Source organism: Neisseria sp. P0001.S005 (genome assembly GCF_051963715.1).
On the sequence record NZ_JBQCTZ010000957.1, the window covers coordinates 1 to 287 of the forward strand.

General features: G+C 52.3%; 1 pseudogene. It reads left to right on the forward strand.

The features are described 5' to 3' along the window. Positions 1–287, forward strand: a pseudogene (locus tag ACTHSP_RS23670) (cell division protein); the annotation flags it as partial.

Genomic DNA, 287 nt, shown 5'->3' on the forward strand with positions numbered 1-287 from the left:
GTCGCACTCAACATCATTGTTTTTGGCAGCATGGTTGCCTATCGGACACAACATAAAACCGCCAAACCCGAATCTGCCTTGGAAGGCGGCACACACGAATTATTGCGCCCGTCTTCTTTGGACGCGCCCAAAGCCGAGCCGCAGCAGGCATCGCAACCCGATTGGGTGGTGGTCGAATCAGACGGCCTGATTATGGCTGAACCTGAATCCGAAGAAGCGGAAGCCTTGCGTAAAAAGCAAGAAGCGCAGCAGTTGAAAGAGAAAAAAGAAAAAATGCGCCGCGAGAA